12 protein-coding genes and 2 pseudogenes are annotated in these 18,999 nt (G+C 36.4%); 5 read left to right on the top strand and 9 right to left on the bottom strand.

Annotated elements, in window-relative coordinates:
• Nucleotides 1-690: 690 nt before the first annotated feature.
• From dptH to dptF, 3 genes are read right to left on the bottom strand one after another with little or no spacing between them, the layout of a single operon-like run.
• Nucleotides 691-6,018 carry a DNA phosphorothioation-dependent restriction protein DptH gene (gene dptH, locus BM126_RS01670; protein ID WP_177201269.1) on the bottom strand — a complete coding sequence of 1,776 codons (5,328 nt, stop codon included), beginning with the start codon at nt 6,016-6,018 and terminating at the stop codon, nt 691-693.
• Nucleotides 5,999-7,375, bottom strand: a complete 1,377-nt coding sequence (gene dptG / locus BM126_RS01665; protein WP_090987583.1) for a DNA phosphorothioation-dependent restriction protein DptG — start codon at nt 7,373-7,375, stop codon at nt 5,999-6,001. Before dptG ends, dptH begins: the two co-directional genes overlap by 20 nt.
• 1 nt (nt 7,376) lies before the next feature.
• Entirely contained in the window at nt 7,377-9,566 is a 2,190-nt protein-coding gene (dptF, locus tag BM126_RS01660) for a DNA phosphorothioation-dependent restriction protein DptF (protein ID WP_090987581.1), read from the bottom strand.
• A 253-nt stretch (nt 9,567-9,819) separates the two neighbouring features.
• Between dptF and BM126_RS21815 the strand changes: the two are divergent.
• A pseudogene (locus tag BM126_RS21815) lies at nt 9,820-9,918 on the top strand (IS6 family transposase); the annotation flags it as partial.
• On the opposite strand, the gene BM126_RS22095 reads toward BM126_RS21815, so the two are convergent.
• Nucleotides 9,892-10,044: a hypothetical protein gene (locus BM126_RS22095; RefSeq protein ID WP_177201247.1), complete on the bottom strand. Its 153-nt coding sequence runs from the start codon at nt 10,042-10,044 to the stop codon at nt 9,892-9,894. The pseudogene BM126_RS21815 and the gene BM126_RS22095 sit on opposite strands and share 27 nt — an antisense overlap.
• Nucleotides 10,045-10,226: 182 nt before the next feature.
• Complete coding sequence (locus tag BM126_RS23205) at nt 10,227-10,424, bottom strand: hypothetical protein (protein ID WP_371261398.1); 198 nt, start codon at nt 10,422-10,424, stop codon at nt 10,227-10,229.
• Nucleotides 10,425-10,656: 232 nt separating this feature from the next.
• On the opposite strand from BM126_RS23205, the gene dcm reads away from it, so the two are divergent.
• Both dcm and BM126_RS01650 read left to right on the top strand, forming a co-directional pair.
• Nucleotides 10,657-11,907, top strand: a complete 1,251-nt coding sequence (gene dcm / locus BM126_RS01655; RefSeq protein WP_090987579.1) for a DNA (cytosine-5-)-methyltransferase — start codon at nt 10,657-10,659, stop codon at nt 11,905-11,907.
• A 952-nt stretch (nt 11,908-12,859) separates the two neighbouring features.
• Nucleotides 12,860-13,285: a very short patch repair endonuclease gene (locus tag BM126_RS01650; protein ID WP_090987577.1), complete on the top strand. Its 426-nt coding sequence runs from the start codon at nt 12,860-12,862 to the stop codon at nt 13,283-13,285.
• A 656-nt stretch (nt 13,286-13,941) separates the two neighbouring features.
• Here BM126_RS01650 and BM126_RS01640 read toward each other — a convergent pair.
• The 3 genes and pseudogenes from BM126_RS01640 to BM126_RS23200 form a co-directional block, all read right to left on the bottom strand.
• Complete coding sequence (locus BM126_RS01640; RefSeq protein WP_256212941.1) at nt 13,942-15,054, bottom strand: hypothetical protein; 1,113 nt, start codon at nt 15,052-15,054, stop codon at nt 13,942-13,944.
• A 257-nt stretch (nt 15,055-15,311) separates the two neighbouring features.
• Complete coding sequence (locus tag BM126_RS01635; protein ID WP_090987573.1) at nt 15,312-15,893, bottom strand: hypothetical protein; 582 nt, start codon at nt 15,891-15,893, stop codon at nt 15,312-15,314.
• 160 nt (nt 15,894-16,053) lie between these two features.
• Nucleotides 16,054-16,335, bottom strand: a pseudogene (locus BM126_RS23200) (IS3 family transposase); the annotation flags it as partial.
• 304 nt (nt 16,336-16,639) lie between these two features.
• Between BM126_RS23200 and BM126_RS01630 the strand changes: the two are divergent.
• Both BM126_RS01630 and BM126_RS01620 read left to right on the top strand, forming a co-directional pair.
• Nucleotides 16,640-17,233 (top strand): class I SAM-dependent methyltransferase, encoded by a 594-nt coding sequence (locus BM126_RS01630; RefSeq protein WP_090987570.1) that lies wholly within the window; start codon nt 16,640-16,642, stop codon nt 17,231-17,233.
• A gap of 380 nt (nt 17,234-17,613) precedes the next feature.
• Nucleotides 17,614-18,051, top strand: a complete 438-nt coding sequence (locus tag BM126_RS01620) for a hypothetical protein (RefSeq protein WP_177201268.1) — start codon at nt 17,614-17,616, stop codon at nt 18,049-18,051.
• Between the two features lie 388 nt (nt 18,052-18,439).
• Here the strand turns inward: BM126_RS01620 and BM126_RS01615 are convergent, their stop codons facing one another.
• Nucleotides 18,440-18,805, bottom strand: coding sequence for a S8 family peptidase (locus BM126_RS01615; protein ID WP_090987566.1), 366 nt, complete (start codon nt 18,803-18,805; stop codon nt 18,440-18,442).
• Nucleotides 18,806-18,999: the final 194 nt, after the last annotated feature.

The following is an 18,999-nucleotide window of genomic DNA, read 5'->3' as shown; positions in this document are numbered from 1 at the left end:
TCTTTAGTAACAAAGATATACTTGGCGTAGCATACTCATACCTTTCTATTATCTTGAGGAAGGGGTGAGTCTTCCACAATTTTTGCGAGCGTTTTGGAAAAATAACAAAAGAAAGGAATAGAGAGGCTTCCCAAAAGTTCAAAGAATTTATGAAAAACCTCTAATTCATACCCTTACTTAAGAAAATGTCACCCTTTTGTTACCATTCAGTTATATTCAGAGTATATAAAGGTCTATCCCCCAGTATTTACTATCCATTATAAGACTCATTTACTCACTATTAATTTAAACCTATATTTTAACCTAGAATTAATAACTATATTTTACCATATATTGAATATTTTGTTATTTATATAAAATTATTAACAATTCACTATTCTTCTTTTACTTCAACTGTATTATAAAAGTAACAGTCACCCTCTATCTAATACTTATTAGAATTTTTTTGTGTCAAAAAGGTGTAAAAAAAATAAATTCTACCTTTATCAGCCTTTTCCTCGCAAAACAAAAAACACCCAAAAACATTGATTTAACAACATTTGTAAGTGTTTATGCCGTTTCTAAAATGAAATTGTATTTTTCTAAAGATACCGGTAATCGGGGTCCAACCGACAGATTAGAGTAATTAGTTTTCGAGACTTAAGTCCCCTATTTCAGACTCCAGGAGAAAGATTATTCTATTCTAATTTTCTACCTAGTATTCATAGCTGGCACTTTGACAATATGATACGAGGGGTTACCCAACTTTTGATCGGCTTGTTTAAACTGACCAAGCACGAGACATTGTCCCTTTCGCAGCATTCGTAACTCCTCAGGTGTCGCATTCCCAATGCGACTCGCTAGTACACGTACTTCACTTTCTGCTGGGTTGAAGTAAACTTTTGTCCCAGCATTATCAAGAATGGATAGCTCCTCCTTTGAGAAGTTATTAAATGTCTGTGTAGCAAACCATGCTGACCAACCAAACTTTCGACCTTCGCGCAGGATTTTTGCAGATGGTGATCCATCTGAGAAATCAAGATTTTGTGCTTCATCCAAGATTACTGGAATACGCTTATCCTTTGTCCCATTTTGCGTGTAATACCATAAATCCCAAAGAATAAATTCAGCCATAAGACGCTTGATTTCATCCTGGTCATACCCAGCAAGCTGGATAATTGTAATAGTTCCTTCAGGCGCAAAGTATTCGTCCCATTGATTTCTAGATTCATAGTCAAACGGATCAATATCGACGAATTGAACTATTCGAGTAGTAATAGACGAAAGCACGGAATTCGCATAGCCATCCAATTCTTCCAGAATCTCAAGTAGATGCTCCATTTTCATTTTATCATCATACAATTCGATACCACGCTTTACAGCCTCGTATAGCGCACTTTTTTGTTGTGGACCGAACCCATTATAAACAGATGAAAAGACATCAACAACTCGACGAGCTACTTCTGTCGGCTTTTCCTTTCCGACGACTCCAGCAACTTCCTTCTCACGACGAAGGAAGGGATTGAGCGGAAAGCCTTCATGATATACAATTCGTTCTCTAAATCTATCCCCCATGTCTCCTAAAAAGACAGGATCTAATTGAGTTCGAGTATAACTACTAGAATAATCAAGGACGACCGCAGATTGGTTTGACCTTGATAAATCTCGTAGTAATGACTGAATAAAATAGGTTTTCCCCTGACCAGAACGACCTCCAATGATAAGATGTCGATTCGGTAATCCTGTATGATCAAATTCCCAGAAGATGTTTTGGTTATTTTCTACCCCTATCAGTGGACGTACACCCTTCAGAACACTTTCTGGATTTGTAGAAGTGGTAACGGTTGGTCCTGTTCCGATTCCTATATGTTGCGTTTCATCCTTTACAGCTTCAGGCGATGGGCCATCACTTGGTGTCTCCTCTTCTTCTATTTGAAGAGATTCCTCAACAACTTCTCTTTCCTTCTCTCCATTTCCAGAAGATTGTCCAACCTCAGCTGTCTGTTCGTTTCCAGAACTTCGAGTGTTTTCGGTCCCAACAGCACTAGCCTCACTTTGCTCCCCACTACCAGCGCCAACCTCTATATACTCCTCCGAACCCTTAGCAGCAACGTCATCTGTTCCATCCGTTCCACTAGGAGTTGTATATATTTTCTCAGGCTGCTCCTCATATTTCCTTGCCAACTCAGTCATCGGTTTTGCTAAAGTATCATAACCACTTTGTTCAGGAAACTCTAGTACAATAACACCTTTGCGTCTTTCTTTTACCTGTAATCTTGCACCCTTTTTAAAAGAGATAACAAGACCATGTCCATAATCGGCACGCAGTGTATTTACAATCTCAAATTCATCGTTCAACAATTGATTGATAACGTCTGGAGAAAGAGTATAATCCTTTTCAGGCCATACTTTGTTATATCTCATTTTTGAAGCATTGTTAATGAAGAGTCTTGTGAAAAAATTCCGCAGAAATCGAGCATCAAACGTATCCTGTTCAATTAATTGTTCGTTTAAACGGTCCTTTAATTCTTTCACCTGACTAATTCCCTTTTCAATCACACTCGAATCATTTAGACCGATTTTCACTTCTACAGGGTACATATGGATTTTTAATCCATCTTCAGCTCGCTCTAACCCCATCATTAACAAATCATCACTGCAATTTCCACGTTTCCCAATGGTTTTTCCAGAAAAGAGTCCTGCTTTTTTGCTAAGTCTAACACTACCAGCCACTCGAACAATTTCTTCCATCGAAACAGGAACCCAAAGTACATCTGGTTTATCAAAATGCAGTAATCCCTGCTTAATCGCAGAAACAACACTCATTTTTTCACGCTTATCATGTGCACGTCCCTGTACAGCGCGAAGGAGCCACTCCCCATTAAACGTATTGAATAATCGAATTACATCTTCAATATTCTCATCACTTACTGATACAAGTTGTGATTTCAAAAAGTCATGAATCACATTAAAGTATTGATTGGATTTATCCGTTACTGTTATCGCATCATAATGATTTGAAGATGAATGCTGATCACTGTAATGAACAATTACAAGATTACCCGATGATTCTTGAAAATACTTTAAATCTAGCACAGGATCAATGAACGTCAACCAGTGAGATTGACTATAGAGTGAGGAGAGATACTCCTCATCCTCTCCACTTATATGCATAGCAAAGGCAATCCCTTTTGTATATGGATTTTGCCCTTTGTCTGTCATGTTTGCGGCCAGTTCGTTCATTTTCACAGCAAACCTTGCTAATAAGGACTGCTCAGTATTACTCTCGCCGCCAGTTCCAAAGCCTACTCGATATCCGCCATTTTCACTTTTTGATGAGGTAACAGTTGTAAATAACCCATTTAGGTTGATGCTACTAGGTGCATCCTTTACTAACTGCTTAACAACTTGCTCTTCTGTTTTCATTTTATAAAAGGTAATATGGCTGTACTGCACTTTTTCAGTAATATGTCGTTTTGAATAACGTAACACCTGCTGAATCGTACGTAAAACATCCTCAGCTAAATAATCTCCCATTGAAAATTTAATGCCAAGTCGATTGGCAATTTCTTCTGCATTCCCAATATCATTAAGTTCATTAAAAGCACTATACCCATCCATATCCTGTCTATAAGCAACCACTTCAATTGGCCGTAATTCGGATAAGCTATTCGTTTCCTTAATCTGCTTCTTCATCCAGTCAACGATACCACGTAACACTTCCTTATCGTTGGGGATATTAATGACATTTAATAGAATTGCAGCTTTTGAGTCTAGCGAAAACAGGTAATCATAATGATCACAAAATTGGTCGAGTTTTTCCTCAACCACCTGTGCCAAATACGTGTTTGTTTCCCCCACAGTCACTTCTTCACTCGGTAAAAACGCATGCCATTCAGGCAGTCGACTGTCCGTCGTTGGTTTAAACAGATTTCCTTCATATGTAACAAGATAAGGCAAAGTATACACTGCATTTAGTCTATTCAGGATATTGGAATCAATGTCCTCCCCTTTGCTCTCTGTTGTAATCTGCAATTGATAAGCTACGTTTAACGGTGAAAAAGGTGTCATATAGATATCATGTTCATCCCTTGCAGTTCCTAAATAAAATAAACCTCTCTCTTCATTCGTCATAATCTGTTGTTCACGAATATTCTCAATCGCTTCAATATACGCTACTACATAGGCTTCTGCTTTCTCACGAATCGCATCCGTATAATAAAGTAAAGATGGAATTGTCCCTGTTTTGTCAATTTCTTCTAAGAAAGCATCATACACTATTTCTACTGCTTTCGGTAAAACCACCTGCTCTGGGATTAACTCATTAAACCTGATAGCTGCCTGTCGGATTCGGTTTCTTAACCAAGCAAATTCCATTACTAAAAATGGACGATCCTCTTCATGTGTCACATATGGTAGATTATCAATCTCGACTCGTTTCGCCTCTTGATCAGTTAAAAAGGAGCTCTGCATACTTCGTTTCTTTTCCCATAGTGCCCTTCCATGAATCGGTATGGTTTTCAGCACCTCATCAGCTACCTCAATTGGGATTTCAAAGCTTGGAGTTACAATCGTAAAGCGAATGTTTTTCTCATTTTCATCTAACAATCCAGGTGTAAATTGAACTGTTGCACCAGTATCCATTAAAATCGATTGCCCTTGTTCTGTTAAATCGACATCCATAGTACCATCACCAAACACTAAGCGTTGGTTATCCAAGGTTAAGTGTATCGATCTTTTGGCCTTAGATGTTGCTACTACTTGAAAGGATGTTCGGAATGCTTCAAAGAAAGTCGCCTCACTCGCTACAACAATAAAAGTAAAGGTATAATTCCCATTTGCCGAATTTTCATGCTTATAAACAACCCTTCCAAAGGTTGCCCCAACTTGCTCAATAGTTACCTCTGCGATTACGGAATGTCCACTTGTTCTCGCAACCTTTTTACTAGTTGAATTTAAAAATTCTTTTTTTGTATGTCGATCAAATGGCAATATAATCTCTACTTTTTCCCCTTCTTTATAGGTAGGGTGAAAAATAAGAAAGCTCCAATTCCTTCGCCCAGCAACCGTATCTGATTTGGGGCGTTTCCAAAAAGGGAGTGGCTGGGAATCAACACTTACCATAACTTTTTCTGCATAAAATTCTATCGCACGTTTTGTCTTCGTTGCTTCCTTCCAATCCTCGATATCTGAAAAGTCGACTGTATACCAATCTTCTCTGTTAAGCTTTGTTTCACCTTTGTCATAGGCTTCTTCTAGCTTCTCCTTCGGATTTCCAAGTGAACGGATTCTTTCAATTTCTTCATGTTCGCTATTATTCTCGGTTAGCTTTTTATCGATTTTCTTCTCTAATTGCTTCCACTTACCTGAATCAACAGGCTGTGTTTCCTGTTCCTTTACAATATCCTCAAGTCCTGAATCATAAAAATATTGGAGTGAGCGATAATCTTCGTGTTCAAGTGTTCCTTTATTTACAAGGGCTAATACATCCTCAAAATCAAGAAAGGAGGAGTTTTCTAACCGATGTTCAGACTCTCTTCTATTTAAATAATGACTAGCAATTTTCCGTTCAATCGGATTTAAATTGCTATCTAGCAATAGCTTATCAAGATTTCCTGCGATTTGACTAACATGAAGCGGTAAACCTTCTCCAGTTAAATCTCGGCTCCCACCACGAATCGAATCATTCAATGTATTACATAGGAGAATTAACGAGGTATTTTCCCAACCTCCCTTTTGTTCACTCATTTCATTCCGTAATGTAACAAGAAAATCAATATTGGTATTGTTTGTTGTGGCTATGACATATTTTATCTTCCCAAATTGGAGAGCATAGGTTTCATATGACTTAGAACCTTCCTTATGACGGTAATGGAAGGGTACCTTACTCTCATTATTACCAATCTCTCGATATAAACTTGAAATAACCTCTTCTGTTGGTAAATATAAGAAATAACGGTCTGTTTTATTACTTGAGGCTTCTTTTTCAAAAAATGAAACCAGCTGGTCACCAATATACTTATAAAATGGATTTAACATATTGCGCATCCCCACTATCACTTTTCTTTTCCATATAATTCAATTTATCAAGCACTTTTACAACTTCCTCTTTCGAATGATGATCAAGCCATACACTACGTTTTTCAAGTTCCTGCCATAATTGCTTTAGTTCAATCCTCTCATCTGTGATAGATGCGGCCACCAACATTAACAAATGCTCTTGTGACAACGAAAGAATCGTACCTAGTGATCCACCATGCTTACGGAAAAACTTTGAGACAATCGCTTGAAATGCTTTTGAATACCTGGAGTTAATTTCATTGGATATCCCTTTTTTTACAGCACGAATGAAATCATCAAACGCCATCTCCAATGTTTTCTCTTCGGAGTATTCCGCAACATCAATATTTGTTTTCTCCTTGTATACTTCCCTCAGCCATTTGTAGACCGATTGAATATAGTCCCGTTCAGCTTCTGGACCTGCTTCCTTCAGCTGACAGTAAATATCATGATAAAATTGGTTGCTCTCATTTGAAAAGGTATTCATTCCTAAAATGTTTAACGCATGCTCATGTGCAAAAAAGCCGTCCATTTCTCCAATTAGCATTTTATTCCCTTGCTTATAACTGTCTCGCCATTTAGCAGCTTTTTCCCATTGTAAAATGTAATACACAGGTAACAGCTCATCCTGACTAAAACGGGTCACTTTATTGGTTTGAAGAATAAGTTGAGACATAGTAGCAAAAGTATAATGAACAAATAACAACGAAATATGATCAACTAGAAAACTAGTATTCTTGGCTAAATTCTCCAAATCTTTTAGGAACTGTTCCTGTAGGTGAGGAAAGAGACTAGCATAGCTTGCGATACTTTTGTTTTTTGAGGCTGCATTTTCTGGCGAAAGGTCCATAATCTCTGATAATAAGTCAGCATCTACTTTGCTTTGTAAAATCTCTCTAACTCGCCCTTCTTCATTACGGATAAATGTATCAAATAAAAAATTAATTAAATCGATTTCTCCCTTTCTCTCATCCTCATTTTCTGTCAACGGAATACTCCCTAACTGATGAAGGTTTGTGATTTTTCCTAAATGCAACTCTATTTTTTGTTCCTTTAAGTAATGAGTAAATAAGGTTTTGCTCTCTTCATCAGGAAATTTCCCGTTTACAAGAATATCCTCTATACTCGCATCACTTGTATCAACAAATATGTTTTTCCCATACACTTTCCGGATGACTCCACTGGTAATAGAGGAAAAGCCTAGATTGAATTTAGCACGTTCCGGTTCTCTTGTTGGAAGTGGTAAAATACTAGTTACTGAACGTCTTCTGAAGGTATACTTCCCACTTTTTTCTATAAATTTAGTAATCTTATCAAAATCTAATTGATACACCATCTTAATTCACCTTTCCAATCTCAAACTTCGCCTTTGAAAAACGCGGCTTCTTCACTTCAAGAATGGTTCCATCATGCGTATGAACAAGAAGCACATTGGTTTTCTTATCCGCTGATTGTAGGAGCTTATCATGAAATTTTGAGAATTGAAGTGCATCTTGGATATCCTGACGATTCGGACGATACCCTTCATTTATTTGTTTAAGCAGTGAAAACAATTGACAATCTAGCTCAAATAAAAAGGTCTTTCCTTTTTGACTAAAGCCAAGTCTCATTGATGAAGTAAAACGCTCAATACCATCAAGCTGGTAAGCAGACCCAAACACATTTTCATCTACTTCAGGATTAATCGTGATTTCAAACGCAACACGAAACTTCTTGTTCGGTGAATCAGCAAAGACATAGCGATCCTTTGGTGAACCCTTCCACGCATAAATCACTTTTTCAATCAACTCAAACAATCGACCAATACCTTCCTCATCTCCTATATAGAAGGAATACAGATACTTAACGAACTCTCGATACGCGTCATCATAATCCTTTTTATATAACAAGGCATGTTGTCGTACAAAAAGTCTCGAAAATTCTGTTTGAGTACCCTGATGATGCATGTTGTTCACCTGCTTCCAGGCACCAATGCTCGTCTTTTCCCCTAGCTCTTCCTTTACATATTGGAAGGAATCAGTTTTAAGCATTAAATTTGCAACCAATCGATCTGTTGCTTCAAGCCTTCTTTTTAAAGGATCAATTTCATGTAAGGCAGCAAGCAATGCTGAACGATCAGGGTGACCATACATCAAATTAGGTAGCATATCATTTACAGGTATCGCGGCGTCACTTGAAAGTAATTCATGTTTAATTGGTACAATGATTTCAAATAGAAAATTATAAAACGCTCGGGTAGAAATAAACACCTTTTTCTTGATCATTACTTCAATCAGTGACTGAACAATTGATTCCTTTACTTCCTGTTGCTTCAGTAAAAAATAGTTGGAATGTGCAGCACTTATTATTTCATTTTCCTGATCCTGAATCCACGCAGCGAAAAATGGATTATTATGGTCAGGGGCTGTCACCTTATCAATGAGCTGCAATAAAAACGGTGACTTTGGTCCTTCCTCTGTTAATACATAAGGCTGTGTATCCGCAAAATTAAGCAAATGGAAATCATCATCATGATTGGTTACTTGCTGCCCTTTATCAAAAACGCCACAGATGTCGATAAAATCACATAAAGCGTGGAACCTACCTGCTTTTCGTTGCTTGCTATAAAAATTATGTAAAACACCAAGATTAATAGCGATAATAACATGTCTGTTAGCGGTTCCAGTATCATCAAATGGGGATAACACCTTTTCAAGCGTTTCCAATGAGTTTTTATCATAATCATACGATTCAGTGGAATCGTTATGAATGAAAAATCCTTCTAAAAGGTCCTTGTGCTTTTCCTTCATGTATGCTAGTAGGTGACTCTTACCGTCCCCAACACTCCCACATAAAAGAAGTAATCCGGGCTTTTCCTTCTGCTTTAACTTTATCAATATCTTTTCGAAATCCTTTTGGATGTCCCGTTCAACATGCATATAGCTACGGAATCCTCTAAAGGAATCTGCGTTTGCAATCGATTCCTTAGAGGAAGATTGCAAGACTTCTAACATAGAAACAAACTTACTTTTGTTAATTGAACTAGTAGTTTCGGTTGATAACCTCTGTGAATCACCGTCTATTGTTATGGCTGTTTCTATTTCACTCAAACCTGTATCTGAAGATACCTCCGTTTTAGTTTCATCATTTACTAGCTTTTCAGCTATAAAAAGCAAATGATTCAATCCTTGATTAGCTTCTTGTTCAGTTAAACTACTTTTAAATTTGTTCCTGCTTAACGTCAAATATTCAATCGCACACTCGTATTCTGTAGTTGAAATATCAAACTTATTTTTTAGTAACATCCATGCTGTTTCAATCGTAGATGATTCAAAGTAAGATTTAATCATTTTTTCACTATTTGTTTCATCTGCTAATAGATTCATACGTTGGAGCGAAATAGCGGAAAACACTTGATCCATATAAGCAAAAGCAAGTGCTGGGTTAGTGCTTAACATTGTTTGTAATTCACTATAATCTATTAAACTATCAGCTTTCTCAAACTCTATTATGCTCTTTAACTTTTTCCACGCTACCTCTTTCATCATGGTTCTATTCTCCCTTTTTTAGTGGTTCTTTTTATAGTTTATTATATTATTATTGTATACTATTTACAAATTGGCTAATATTATGGTTGATATGGGGTTCAGGTCATTCTCCAAAATTTGTTGTCTAAGTTGAGGGCGTTGTCTTCACAACCTTTATCTTAGGGCATTAGCCAATGATTTTCTTATTCATCCAAAAATCCCTGAGAAAGCAAAAAGTAACCGTAAATTATCTAGAAAAGGACGGTATTATGTTATGGAAAAGCAAAATCTATCCAAATGGAAACATTATCAGCCCGATATTATTTTATTAACCGTGAGATGGTACCTACGGCACAACCTCAGTTTTCGTAATTTCCCCATCCATTCTCATTATTTTTAGATTTTTTTGTCTCTTGTAAAACTTTTCTAATTGTTCCTCGAAAGAATCCCTTTGAAAAACTAATTTTTTCTCCTCATCAGAAGTATCAAGGGCTTTCATATTTTCTTAACGTGTAAAAATTCTGCCTTTCTCTCTTTAACTTTTTTAAAACATATTCTTCATCAGGCAGATATTTGTGTCCTCTATTTTTACAAGTGTTATTGTAATTTTTATATAAACAAAACTTAATATTATCTGTTCCAATACCATCACATTAAATATATCTTTTTCTTCCACAGCAATTACAATACAGGCCATGTTGCTTTCTCTTTATTAAAATAGCTACCTTGCTTATTTTCATTTAATATTTTTTGGACTTCCAAGAAAGTTTGTTTACTTACACTCGATTCATTGGCATTTTCTACAAATACATCATCTACAACTCTACCATTAACTCTCCTACGAGCTTGAACTACTCCATAGTAAACGACATTTCTTATGAGCGAATAAATATATCATCATCAATTATGGCTTCACGGAGATGTTATGATTTCTATACTTAAAAATATCGATTTTATCTAAGTAATCCTTAGGCTTATTAATTCATAATATGATAAAATTAATAGTGCTATTTATTGTGCAACTTTTTTAAAATAACTTGGTAAAATAAAATTGTTGATCTTTTTATCCCAATTTTATAAAATGAAAACAACGAAAGAGGGATAATAAAATATGAATAAAAACTTGAACGTAGTTGAACTTTTCGCTGGCGTTGGAGGTTTTCGGGTTGGCCTTGAAAAAGCGGATAAAAATTTCTTTGATACTGTTTGGGCCAATCAATGGGAGCCATCAAAAAAAGCACAAGATGCTTTTAAATGCTATAATTCACATTTTCCATCGAGTGTAAATTGTAATGATGATATTGGGAAAGTATCGAGTAAAACATTTGAAGATATGAACATCGATTTACTTGTTGGTGGGTTTCCGTGCCAAGATTATTCGGTGGCACGTTCTTTATCAAAAGAACAAGGTATTCAAGGGAAAAAGGGCGTACTTTTCTGGGAGATTATACGTATTGTTGAAGTGTCACATCCAAAGTACATTTTACTTGAAAATGTAGATCGTCTTTTAAAATCCCCCTCTAAACAACGTGGTCGTGATTTTTCAATCATGCTAGCTACTTTCCGCGACTTAGGTTATATAGTGGAATGGCGTATTATTAATGCAGCCGAATACGGTGCTGCTCAGCGTCGTCGTCGTATTTTCATCTTTGCTTATGATAAATCACTGGCTTTTGCAGAACGCCAACTAAAGAAAACAACTTCTGAAATTTTATTCAAAAACGGCTTTTTCGCCTCTACTTTCCCTGTGAAAGAAGAAATATATAAGAATCGTGAGAGTGAAGTCGAATTACCAAAAGATATTGTCAAAATTTCTGATGAATTTTCGTTTCTATATCATCCAGCGGGCGTTATGATTGAGGGAAAAATCCACACAATTCATGCAGAAGCATTGAATCCACAGGCAATTCCCTTGAAGGCTATTTTGCAAGATGAATCTGAAGTCGATGAAAAATTTTATTTATCTGAAGCAGCCATTGAAAAATTCGCTTACTTGCGTGGCTCTAAAAAAATTGAACGCACAACTAAAGACGGCCATATGTACATTTTTTCTGAAGGTGGCATGTCCCCTGTTGATTCACTTGAACTTCCTGGGCGAACCATGCTGACAAGTGAAGGCACAACTAATCGTAGCTCACATATTGTTGAAGTAAACGGACGTAAACGTTATTTAACACCAGTCGAATGCGAACGATTAAACGGATTCCCTGATAATTGGACAGCAACTATGGGTGATCGAATGCGCTACTTCTGTATGGGAAATGCACTTGTCACTCATTTAATAGAAAAAATGGGTAAAACAATTAAAGAAATTGATGCACATGAAACACATAATATTGCACAAATTTCCTTGAACCTATAAAAAAGACTTGGGCAACTTCCAAGTCTTTTTTTTTAGGTTCTCCGTCAAATGTTGGGGTGATGACTTGCAAAGTCACCTCTATCTATGTGCATTCCAATTTTCTTATACTGTTGAGAAAGTAAAATCTTTACCCGAAATCGGTCAAAAATCCCAAATCCATTTACCTACCTATTTAAGTCCTTCGTGGAGTTATTAATCCCTTCTGAAAAGCCATTTGAATACCCTTAGACAAAAGCTATAAAGTATTTCTGCCTACTCAATTTTGCAGGATCTTGATGACTTTCTCCATTTCAGGTATTCCTGAATCGATAAGAGGCTTGCAGTTCTTTTTTACAAGACTTTTCCTCTCATAAGACTCCTTTAATTATGGAAGTAATCTTCATAAATAACAGTTTTTTTCTATGTACACTGAACCTGCTATTTAAAGGTATGGTTCATGTCCATAATGACTAACTGAACTTGGCTGCCCTGCTTTTAAAGATACTACTTGATGTTGTTTTAATAGCAGTTAGGAAGGATATCCAACGGTTTTTTCCTCACTCCGTCGACAATAATCAGCTGTTATTTGCATTCCCACGTGTCACTTTTGTATTCATCTATCGAAAGAACAGAAAGCAGCTGCTCTACTTATAGATTGTCTGTGTTAGTTTTTTCTCAGTATGTGGTGGATGGTGTATGTAAAACTGAACTCTCAATGAAACGGTAAACTAAGTCTCTCTTACTTGAACCTTTAATCCAAACGGAAAAGTATTCATAATAGGTTAATTGATTACCCATTGAATAATATTCAATTTAATTTCTTACATAAATGACCGTTTTATTATATCAAAATATAAGGAGAAGAGATCTAGGAATTTTGAGAAATCTCTACTAATTTGCTATTAACATCCTTGTTTCCAGAAAAGAACCCATGGGTATATAGTTTTTATAATATAATAGGAGAGATATGAATATGGCGGACAAATTCTCAAAAGAAACACGTAGTAGAATTATGGGTTCTATTAAGAGAAGGTCGAAACTAGAAGATAAAGTTAGCAAAGCTTTATGGAAAAAGGGAATTCGCTTTAGAAAAAATGAAAAATCACTGTATGGTACTCCCGATATCAGTATAAAAACCTTTAAGATAGTTATATTTATCGATTCTTGTTTTTGGCATGTTTGCCCTGAACACTTTAAAATGCCAAAGAGTAATTTAGATTTTTGGATTAAAAAAGTTAATAGTAATATCGAAAGAGATAAAAGGGTTACAGATTATTATAATAAAAAAGGTTGGAATATATTGAGGATTTGGGAACATGAATTAAAAAAAGACAATTTTAACGATACTATTGATGCGCTAGCAATTCACATCCAAAAATCTAAAGACAAAAAACTTTAGCAGATAATAGTATTTAGGTTATTCCTTAAACTTTCCATTATTTTGGTATCTATATATCAATCAATCATGGTGGGCAATCTCCAGTGATTAGCAGCATCCTTGATACCTTTGATGCACTAATATTTGATATCCCTCTATTTATTTTTTCTTTTTTTCTCCTAAACCCACAATGTCCTATATCAGTTTTTCACTTACTGTAAGTCTCATTCTAATTGAAGTACCTTTAAAATCGTTTTCCCTGAAAGCGTGACGATTTTTTTAAAATTAAAGCCCTATGCTACATACCTAGGTTTTTCCAAATGGTATCACGTTATATTTTTATCAACTTCCTTCTCTTCCAACCGCTGGATTAAATGCACTTTCTTTATAAATATCTTTTCTGTCTTTTTAAAAGTGTGCCATCTCTAATTTTTCTATTATTGCAGGTTTTCAAATGACAAACTCCAATCAGATTTTTTCTGGATTAAGGAAATTCCGAATTATATTTTTGCTTCTCCACAAAAAATTTCATAAAATTTTTCTTCACTTGAAGCTAACACATAGGTATTTTTATTTATCTATGCTGCTGTTAGGATTAACGCTAAATTCTTGCACACAGTTATTAACAAATGAACGCAGCGGAAATATTAATCCGCTGCGTTTTTTGTATGTATCCACTATTGATAATTAATAAAAGCTGGTGCCGGGTCCATTTCGAGAACCTCTTTAGGGGTCATTAAAGGCTGATCATTCTTATAGAACAGTTTGAACCCGCCGTACTGGATAGGCTGGTTTCGCACAAGCTGGTGATAGCCTGATCGTTTTAGTGCAGGGATCCCAAATCCATCATTATTTAAAACCACTTCCACATTTTTTGTCGGATGAATGGCGCTTTTATTGCTGATAATTTTGCCTGCAAATTGATGGACCACGACCACTTTGTGTGGAAGTCTGTTTTCTTTTGTTAATTTTGATACATATTCAATGGCTTCTTGTATCTCGTTACCATCCACATGCCCCAGATTCTCGCCCGGGACCTGCCCTTTACCCACATGAAACTCGGTATCTATCGCTAAATATACATTTGGCAGTTTCAAATACTTTTCTATCGATTTTACCTCGTTCATAACGGTGTCGCGGCCTAGCTGGACATCTAAAATCAATACAGCATTATTTTCTGTTGCCAGCTTCGCATATTTTTCGATGTCGGCAGTTGGTGTCGGATGCACATAAAGACCCTTTGGTCCAGGATTGCGCTGTGCGATAGTTGTAATCAATTCAATTGCAGGGATAGCAGGCCTTTTAGGATCCAGTTCTGAGTAAGCACGTGTTTGCTTTTTCAATTTTTCCATTAAAGCTTGAGGACTATATTCCCCTAAAATCCCCATTTGTTTCGAATGGGGACTTCCATAATACGAAACAATTCTATATTTCTGGAGCGGCCCGTCTGTCTGATCGGACGCACCCTTTTGCAAGACTTGTCCTAAAGGAACACTTCTGTCCGTTTTATCTCCATGCGCCTCTGATTTTGGCATATTTGCTAACTGTTCTTTCGTATATTTCTTTTCTAACGGCTGTGCCTTCTGGGAAGGTTTGATAGCCTGATAGGACGCCATATGCGGGAATCTCGGAGACTCTATTAATTCTTTAGTTAAATTCTGCGAACTTATGACCGGCCTCTCTCTTAGCTCCGGCACTTCCTTTTGTGAAGTTGCCGTTTCTGAGCAGCCAGTTAACAGTACATACGGGATGGCCGCCAAAGAAACTCCTGCCTTAATAATCTTTTTCACTTTATCCCACCTATTTTAGTAAATATGGTTTTTCTCCACTTACTGATTTTTATACTTTAAAACTCTACTATATATGTATTGAAAATAATTAAAAAGCGTCATATTACACATACCACACCTTGATTTTCCTAAACCACTAGTACAAAAAATCTGATTCAGCCATTTAGATTACCCAAAGTAAAGGAGAGGGAATTCCCTCTCCTTTACTTTGGGTATGAAATTTAAGATGTATTAAGGAACCGGGAGTTGTTTATAGACTAATAAAACTCATTTCCGCTTAACCTAGAAATTGCTTTACAATATTTCGTCCATTTTGGCGGGAAGTGAATACTTCCGACTTTTATCTCACAGTGAGTATCATATTCAATCCGTACACTCCAATGAGTTCCGTCTAATACTGGCCCAGGAACATTATATTCTTCTGCCCAATTAACAAAATCGCATTTATGAAGTTCAGTTAGAAATGATTCTATGTCATCTTCTGTTATCTCTCTAATATCGTTAACAATTGTTCCGTCGTTGAAAGGAAAGTCTGTATGGTGTTCCACACTTTTTTCAGCCAAATCAACTTTTACCTTATTATAAGGCCCAGGAAACCCGCCTACATCTGAATATATGACCCGAATTCTTTCATAAGGTTTCTTGCCTCTATACTTTTTCCACTTATAATTACATTCCATACAATAATACCTGGCATTTCCAACTGAATAGGTATCTGGAATGAACTCATCAGCTTGTAACTGAAACTCGGGTTGATTTGGGATTCCTGGGATTATGTCATAGGTATTGTATCTTCTGCATTTTGGGCACATTGGTGTAATTCTTCTTAGGCGGTGCACTCTATTCCCCCCTTTTCAAATAGAATCTGTTACATTTACATATTAGCCGCTTTGCATGTGCATCCTCACATCCTGCACTTCCTGCATGAGTCTTGGCCCCCCGCCCACAGCTGGAGTTTGGATTGTCAACACTAAACCAGACAGGTTTTATAAAGTGTCCTAGTTTATACTCGATCGGGCTTATGTAGTCTAACGTTCCGTGAATTTTAGTGTGATTAAACCAATGAACATCTTCCTGAAACTCTCTTCTCAACTCTGCTAAAACTGGTAAATTGGCGACGTTTACCGCACTCTGTCTTGATGATTTTAAACGTTGCTTCTGCTACAGCATATCATAAGGACAACACTTAATACTCAACGATCGTATGATACTGAACGTCTCCCAAGCGTGGTCAATCAGCTTGTTTTTGAATTTACTGCTACGATCCGTATGAAAACATGTAATCTTTTGAAAGTCTCCTTTGATAGGCGATTTCCATTTTGGTAAAGGTGAATAATTTGTTGCTTGAATTCCGCAGTCATCGTAAATTCTCATCTAAGTTAGTATCTATAGTCTACTTGACCTTAATTTTTCTGTCTAACCCAGTGTAACCTATCCAACATTATCTCGATGTTGCAAATGCATATCGTCCATGCTGAACCCTCGGTTGTTCTCTTCCTTGTATTACAGTGAGGTGAGAATCTGAAAAAACTTTTCTTATTGTATAATAGATTAAAGAACAAAAAGAGAGGTAAGATGAATAACGATGAGTAAGACATTTGCTAAATGGTTTGATTTCTTTATGACTCCCCTAGAGAAAACCAAGTTTAAATTCATTAGACAGAATTTACTTATTAAAGCAAAAGGTTTGGTATTAGAAATAGGTTCAGGCACAGGAATAAATTTTCCTTATTACTCTGGAGACGTGGAGGTTATTGCTATAGAACCCAGCCAGGATATGATTGAGCGTTCAAAAAAGAGAAAAGATAGGTCTGATGCTAAAATACAAATCCACGAAGAAAGTGCAGAAATGTTACCTTATGAGGACGGAACTTTTGATACCGTTGTAGCTACATTGGTATTATGCACGATCCCTAATCCTGAAATCTCGCTTAAAGAAATGAAAAGGGTTTGTAAGGATGGAGGAAGAATCCTTGTATTCGAACACGTGAAAATGGATAACCCCCTTTTGTATAAAATGCAAAAGGGGTTAACTCCCTATTGGAAAAGGATTTGTGACGGCTGTTGCTTAGACAGGGACACAGAAAAGACAATTAAGGAAGTTGGTTTTGACATTGTAGATAAAAAAGAATTTTACAATGGCCTCTTTGTTCAATTGGAGTTAGCGAAAACATATTAGTAATTTAATCGATATGGGGAATTTTTTTAATAGTAGATTATAACCGCTGGGCGCTCTGGACGCATTTACAAGACTGGAGATGCATCAACTCATTTTGAGTTTGTTGAAAGAACATAAATTTACCGCGTTTCTCGTAACCCATGATGTATCAGAGGCCATTTCTTTGGCAGATCGGGTACTGCTATCTATTCCATCAAATATAATAATAATATATACAACTCTATACACTCTAAAAGGGATATTCACACCCTTCACACTTCTAGAATTTCTCTATCTTTGCCTCAATTACCATTAGAATTTCCTCTTTTCTTAATTACATAATAATTGCTAACACAATATCTAAAAAAATAGGAGTGGATTATTTAATGCGATTTTTCAAATTGATTATGGGTTCATTCTTTGTCATTTTATTAACTGGTTGTTTTGGGGAAACATATGATTATTCTCCTCCTACTGTTACACTTACAAACCCTGATGATATTGAACAAGAAGTAAAGCTGGCAGAAGCAAATATTTATTGGCAAACTAGCGATAAAAATTACACCAAGAAAACTGAAGATATACAATCATTAGCAAAAAAACAAAGCAAAATGGAACTTAAGGCTGGACAGAAAGCCGAATTACATTTAGAAAATGGAGATTTTGAACCCAACGGAATAAGTGTATCTGTTTGGAAAAATGCCGAAAAGACAGATTTAAAAGTGAAGAATGACCAATCCTTTAACTTACCAAAAAATAAAGGCAATTATATGATTGTAGTTGATATTGATACAGATAAAGGACATGCTCAATATGTCGGGGATGTTGTCATACAATAAATATTTTACACATATCGAAAGACACCGCTAAAAAAGCGATGTCTTTCGATATGGTTATTTATCCTGCCTGTACAGAAGTTTAGGTACCAGTTCCTAATGTAGAGAGGTGGCCATCCACCGGACCAGCTCTCAACCGATAAGTGTCTATAGTAAAATTAAACTCGTACAGTAATTAATGCTTCCCCACTAGCTAAGCCATTGTTTTTACTACGAAAAAAAGAAATGCTTTTTTTCTATGTTAACCCGCAGTACATTAATCCCGGCATTTTCAGAAGGTACTTTAGCTATTCCTCCAAGCATTGTGAAACTGTCTGAAACTTTCTGTAGTCCTGAGCAAGAAATAGATACAGACCTATATGTTTAGGGACACCAGTACCCTTCTACACCATTAACCTGATTTTCTTCGGCAGACCGAATTCTCATCAGGAGCTACCCCTATGATGCCGTGGCAATCTTTTGAACCCGCTATGATTCCTGCAGTATGTGTACCGTGTCCATTTGTATCCTCATAAATGGACACGTTGCCCCCGTGTTCTTCGGTAAAATTATATCCTTCAATCACCCTGTTCATTAAATCTGGATGATTTACATCACAACCTGTATCTAGGACAGCAATTACTACACCTTTTCCAGTAAATCCATGTTTCCACTTTTCTTCACATCCAATACCCTTGAGATTTATCGGTAAGATCTCTTCAGTATTCGATATGCCTCCAGCTTTATTTGGCATAAGTTCTATCTTGCCGCTTTTCATCAAGCTTCCCCCTCTGAACCCCTTTTTCTATAAAGAAGAAGTAAACAGGCTATGTACAACCTTTTAGAAAATAAACCGACACTCGTTGAACTAGACTCTGGATAGAAAACACTGAAAAAAATTGCCCCTAACCTAACGGGTTCTGTTTTGAAGTACAAAAACACAAATGGGGATATAATCATTTTTATTTATTT

Source organism: Bacillus sp. OV322 (assembly GCF_900112495.1).
GTDB lineage: Bacteria > Bacillota > Bacilli > Bacillales > DSM-1321 > Peribacillus.
Note: the sequence above shows the minus strand (reverse complement) of the source record. Positions and strands in the feature narration are given on the sequence as shown.

Coding starts and splice junctions, on each gene's coding strand:
- dptH (WP_177201269.1), bottom strand. CDS start 6,018: ATGTTAAATCCATTTTATAAGTATATTGGTGACCAGCTGGTTTCATTT.
- dptG (WP_090987583.1), bottom strand. CDS start 7,375: ATGGTGTATCAATTAGATTTTGATAAGATTACTAAATTTATAGAAAAA.
- dptF (WP_090987581.1), bottom strand. CDS start 9,566: ATGATGAAAGAGGTAGCGTGGAAAAAGTTAAAGAGCATAATAGAGTTT.
- BM126_RS22095 (WP_177201247.1), bottom strand. CDS start 10,044: ATGAAAGCCCTTGATACTTCTGATGAGGAGAAAAAATTAGTTTTTCAA.
- dcm (WP_090987579.1), top strand. CDS start 10,657: ATGAATAAAAACTTGAACGTAGTTGAACTTTTCGCTGGCGTTGGAGGT.
- BM126_RS01650 (WP_090987577.1), top strand. CDS start 12,860: ATGGCGGACAAATTCTCAAAAGAAACACGTAGTAGAATTATGGGTTCT.
- BM126_RS01630 (WP_090987570.1), top strand. CDS start 16,640: ATGAGTAAGACATTTGCTAAATGGTTTGATTTCTTTATGACTCCCCTA.
- BM126_RS01615 (WP_090987566.1), bottom strand. CDS start 18,805: ATGAAAAGCGGCAAGATAGAACTTATGCCAAATAAAGCTGGAGGCATA.